The sequence below is a fragment of the Micromonospora sp. NPDC052213 genome (assembly GCF_040679695.1).
Classification (GTDB): domain Bacteria; phylum Actinomycetota; class Actinomycetes; order Mycobacteriales; family Micromonosporaceae; genus Micromonospora.
Genome location: NZ_JBFAVI010000280.1, coordinates 1 through 5,069, shown reverse-complemented (window position 1 = coordinate 5,069; position 5,069 = coordinate 1). Strand labels below are relative to the sequence as shown.

Sequence of the window (5,069 nt, the reverse complement as noted above, 5' to 3'; positions counted from 1 at the left end):
TCGAGCGGACGTTCGCGTCGGTCAGCGGTGGCGCGGGTGTCGACGTCGTGTTGGATGCGCTCGCGGGTGAGTTCGTGGACGCGTCGCTGCGCCTGCTGCCGCGTGGTGGCCGGTTCGTGGAGATGGGCAAGACCGACGTCCGCGACCCGGAGTTGGTCGCCCGGCAGCACCCCGGCGTGACGTACCAGGCGTTCGAACTCAACAACGCCGGCGGGGAGCGGATCGGGCAGATGCTCGCCGAGCTGCTGGCCCTGTTCGAGCAGGGTGCGCTGTCGCCGTTGCCGGTGCGGGTGTGGGATGTGCGGCAGGCACGTGCGGCGCTGCGGCACATCAGCCAGGCCCGCCACGTCGGCAAGGTCGTCCTCCAGGTTCCCGCGCCGGTGGACCCGGACGGGACGGTCCTCGTCACCGGAGCGTCGGGCACCCTCGCCGGGGTCGTTGCCCGGCACCTCGTCACCACCGGTCAGGCCCGCCGACTGCTGCTGGCCTCGCGTCGCCTGCCCGCCGAAGGCAGCGACTACGCCGCGCTGGTCGCGGAGCTGACCGAGGCCGGCGCCACGGTCGACGCCGTCGCCGTGGACGTCAGCGACCCGCAGCAGGTGACGGACCTCGTCGCCGGGGCGCACTCGCTGACCGCCGTCGTGCACACCGCCGGGGTCATCGCCGACGCGACGATCACCTCGCTGGACACCGACGCCCTCACCGCCGTCATGGCGCCGAAGGTCGACGGCGCGTGGGCGCTGCACCGCGCCACCGCCCACCTGGACCTCGCCGCGTTCGTGGTGTTCTCGTCGATCGCCGCCACCCTGGGCTCGCCCGGGCAGGCCAACTACGCCGCCGCGAACGCGTTCCTCGACGCCCTCGCCCAGCACCGCCGCCAGCAGGGACTGCCGGCGGCCAGCCTCGCCTGGGGACTGTGGGCCACCACCAGCAGCATGACGGCCCACCTCGAGGCGACCGAGCACCGGCGGGCCATCCGCGCCGGCAGCGCCCCGCTCACCGACACCGAGGGGCTCGCCCTCCTCGACGCCGCGCAGCGGCACGGCGGCGCGCACGTCGTACTCATGAAGGTGCCGGCGGCCACCGAGGCGCCGGACGCCGGGCGGGTCCCCGCGCTGCTGCGCGACCTCGTCCGGCCGCCCCGCGCACGGCGGCGGGCGGCCACCCGGGCCACCGCCGACCTGTCCGTCGGCGAGCGGCTCGCGGCGCTCAGCCCCGTGGAGCGGCGCGGCCAGCTCCTCGAGCTCGTCGCCGGCAACGTGGCGGCGGTCCTCGGCCACCGCTCGGCCGACCACCTCGACCCGCAGCGGCCGTTCAAGGAACTCGGCTTCGACTCCCTGACCTCCGTCGAGCTGCGCAACCGGCTCGCCACCGCGACCGGGCTGCGACTGCCCGCCACGGTCGCCTTCGACTACCCCACCCCGGTCGTGCTCGCCGACTTCCTCGACCGGGAGATCGTCGGCCGGGCCGCCCCGGCGACCGCCCAGGCCGCCGCCGCGGCCGGCACCGACGAACCCATCGCGATCGTCGGCATGGCCTGCCGCTTCCCCGGCGACGTGCAGACCCCCGAGCAACTCTGGGACCTGGTGACCGCCGGCGCGGACGTCATCGCGCCCTTCCCCACCGACCGCGGCTGGGACCTCGCCGACCTGCGCACCGACGCCCAGGACGGCACCGCCACCCCGCAGCGCGGCGGCTTCCTGTACGACGCCGCCGACTTCGACGCCGCGTTCTTCGGCATCTCGCCCCGCGAGGCCCTCGCGATGGACCCGCAGCAGCGGCTGCTGCTGGAGACCTCGTGGGAGGCGTTCGAGCGGGCCGGCATCGACCCGCTGGCCGCCCGCGGCAGCAGCACCGGCGTGTACGTCGGCCTGATCTACCACGACTACGCCTCCAAGGCCCTCGGCACGTCCGACGAGCTGGACGGGTACGTCGGCAACGGCAGCGCCGGCAGCGTCGCGTCCGGCCGGATCTCCTACCTGTTCGGGCTCGAAGGACCGGCCGTCACCGTCGACACGGCGTGCTCCTCGTCGCTGGTCGCCCTGCACCTCGCCGCGCAGGCGCTGCGACAGGACGAGTGCCGCCTCGCCCTCGCCGGCGGCGTCAGCGTCATGTCCACCCCCGGAATGCTCGCCGAGTTCTCCCGGCAGCGCGGCCTGTCGCCCGACGGGCGGTGCAAGGCGTTCGGCGCCGGCGCCGACGGCACCGGCTTCGCCGAGGGCGTCGGCATGCTGCTCCTCGAGCGGCTCTCCGACGCCCAGCGCAACGGGCGGCGCATCCTCGCCGTCATCCGGGGCAGCGCCGTCAACCAGGACGGCGCCAGCAGCGGCCTCACCGCCCCGAACGGCCCCTCCCAGCAGCGGGTCATCCGCCAGGCCCTCGCCAACGCCCGCCTCGCCCCCGCCGACGTCGACGCCGTCGAGGCGCACGGCACCGGCACCGCCCTCGGCGACCCGATCGAGGCGCAGGCGCTGCTCGCCACGTACGGGCAGGAGCGGCCCGCCGACCAGCCGCTGTGGCTGGGCTCGATCAAGTCGAACATCGGGCACGCGCAGGCCGCCGCCGGTGTCGCCGGTGTCATCAAGATGGTGCTCGCGATGCGGCACGGCGTCCTGCCCCGCACCCTGCACGTCGACGAGCCGTCCCCGCACATCGACTGGTCGGCCGGCTCCGTCGCCCTGCTCGCGCAGGACCGGCCCTGGCCCGAGACGGACCGGCCGCGCCGGGCGGCCGTGTCGTCGTTCGGCATCAGCGGCACCAACGTCCACACCATCCTGGAGCAGGCGCCCGACGCCGCGCCCGCGCCGACCGTGACCGTGCCGCCGGCCGTCACCTCCGGCGACCTGACCACCCCCTGCGTGCTCTCCGCCCGCACCGCGGACGCCCTGCGCGAGCAGGCCACCCGGCTGAGCGCGTGGCTGGCCGAGAACCCCGCGGTGCCGCTGCCGGACCTCGGCCACGCGCTGGCCACCGGGCGGTCCGCGTTCGAGCACCGCGCGGTGCTGCTGCCCCGCGACCGGCAGAGCCTGCACGCCGGCCTCGACGCCGTCGCCGGCGACGAGCCGTCGTCCATCGTCGTCCGGGGCACGGCCCGCCCTGGCCGGCTCGCCGTCCTCTTCTCCGGTCAGGGCGCGCAGCGCGCCGGGATGGGCCGGGAGTTGTACGGGGCGTTCCCGGTGTTCGCGTCGGCGTTGGACGAGGTGTGTGGGCACCTGGAACCGCTGCTGCCGCAGCCGCTTCGTGAGGTGTTGTTCGCTCCGGAGGGCTCGCCGGAGGCGGGGCTGCTGGACCAGACCGTGTTCACCCAGGCCGGGTTGTTCGCGGTCGAGGTGGCGTTGTTCCGCCTGGTGGAGTCGTTCGGGGTGGTGCCGGACTTCGTGGGTGGGCATTCGGTCGGTGAGATCACGGCCGCGTACGTGGCCGGGGTGCTGTCTCTGGTCGATGCGTGTGCGCTGGTGGCCGCCAGGGGTCGGTTGATGCAGGCGTTGCCGGCCGGTGGTGGGATGCTGGCGGTGAACGCGGCCGAGGCCGAGGTGCTGGCCACGCTGGACGGGTTGGCCGACCGGGTGGGGATCGCCGCCGTGAACGGCCCGACCTCCGTCGTGGTGTCCGGCGACCTGACGGCCCTGGACGGGGTGGAGGCCGTCTGGCGGGACCGGGGCGTGCGGACGCGCCGGCTGACCGTCAGCCACGCGTTCCACAGTCCGCTGATGGAGCCGATGCTGGCCGAGTTCCGGGCCGTCCTGGATGGTCTCGCCTTCCGGCCGCCGCTGCTGCCGGTCGTGTCGAACCTGACCGGGGCGCTGGCTGACGGCGACGAGATCCGCACGGTCGACTACTGGGTGCGGCACGTCCGGGAGGCCGTCCGCTACGCCGACGGGATCCACGCCCTGCGGGACGCCGGCGTGGACACGTACCTGGAGATCGGCCCAGCCGCCGTGCTGACGCCGATGAACGCCGACGTGCTCCCCGACGGCGCCACCGCCGTCGCCACCCTGCGGGCCGGCGTGCCGGAGGTGACGGCGCTGCTGACCGCCGTCGCGACCCGGTACGCGACCGGCCGGGACGTGGACTGGGCGGCCGTGCTGACGCCGCTCGCCGGCCCCCGGCCGGCCGTGCGCGACCTGCCGGAGCTGCCCACGTACGCGTTCCAGCCACAGCGGTACTGGCCGACCCTGGCCACGCCGCTCGGCGGGGCCGCGGACCAGGCCGACACCGAGTTCTGGCGGGCGGTCACCGACGGCGACCTGGACCGGCTGGGTATCGACGCCAGCCAGCCGCTGAAGGAACTGCTCCCGGAGCTGGAGTCGTGGCGGCGCCAGCAGCGGCAGGACGGCACGCTCACCGGGTGGCGGTACCGGGTCACCTGGCGGCAGCAGCGGTTGACCGGCGGCGAGCCGGGCCGCTGGCTGCTGGTCGCGCCGCCGCGGGAAACCACGGAAACGGTCGCCGACGCGCTGCGGGCGGGGGGAGCCGCCGTGCACGTCCTCACGGTGGACCCGGCGACGGCTCACCGGGACGGTCTCGCCGCCGACCTCGACCGGGCCTGCGCGGAGCACCAGCCGACAGCGCTGCTGTCGCTGCTCGCCCTCGACGAGGCGCCGCACCCCGAGCAGGACGCGCTGCCGTCCGGTCTCGCGGCGAACCTGCTGCTCCTCCAGGCGCACACCGACCGGGAGGCCGGGGCGCCACTGTGGCTGGCCACCACCGGAGCGGTCGCCAGCGACGACGAGCCGGCGACGCGGCCGTGGCAGGCCACCACCTGGGGCCTCGGCCTGGCCGCGGCGCTGGAACACCCTCGGCACGTCGGGGGCATCGTCGACCTGCCCGGCGCCGTGACCGGGGAGCACTCCGCCGCGCTGGTCGCCGCGCTGACCAACGTGGAGGGGGAGGACCAGCTCGTGGTCCGCGCGTCCGGCGTGCACGTGCGGCGCCTGGTGCGGGCCACCGGCCCGGCCGGGGGTACGGGCTGGTCCCCGCAGGGCACCGTCCTGATGACCGGCGGGGCGGGGGCGGTCAGCCGGCACACCACCGCCTGGCTGGACCGGCACGGCGCCGCCGTGGTGCCG

1 protein-coding gene is annotated in these 5,069 nt (G+C 75.7%); it reads left to right on the top strand.

Translation table 11 applies throughout. From position 1 onward, the window contains the following. Nucleotides 1-5,069, top strand: a 5,069-nt coding sequence (locus AB0L34_RS32825) for an SDR family NAD(P)-dependent oxidoreductase (protein WP_363709441.1), incomplete at both ends; no start/stop codon positions are given.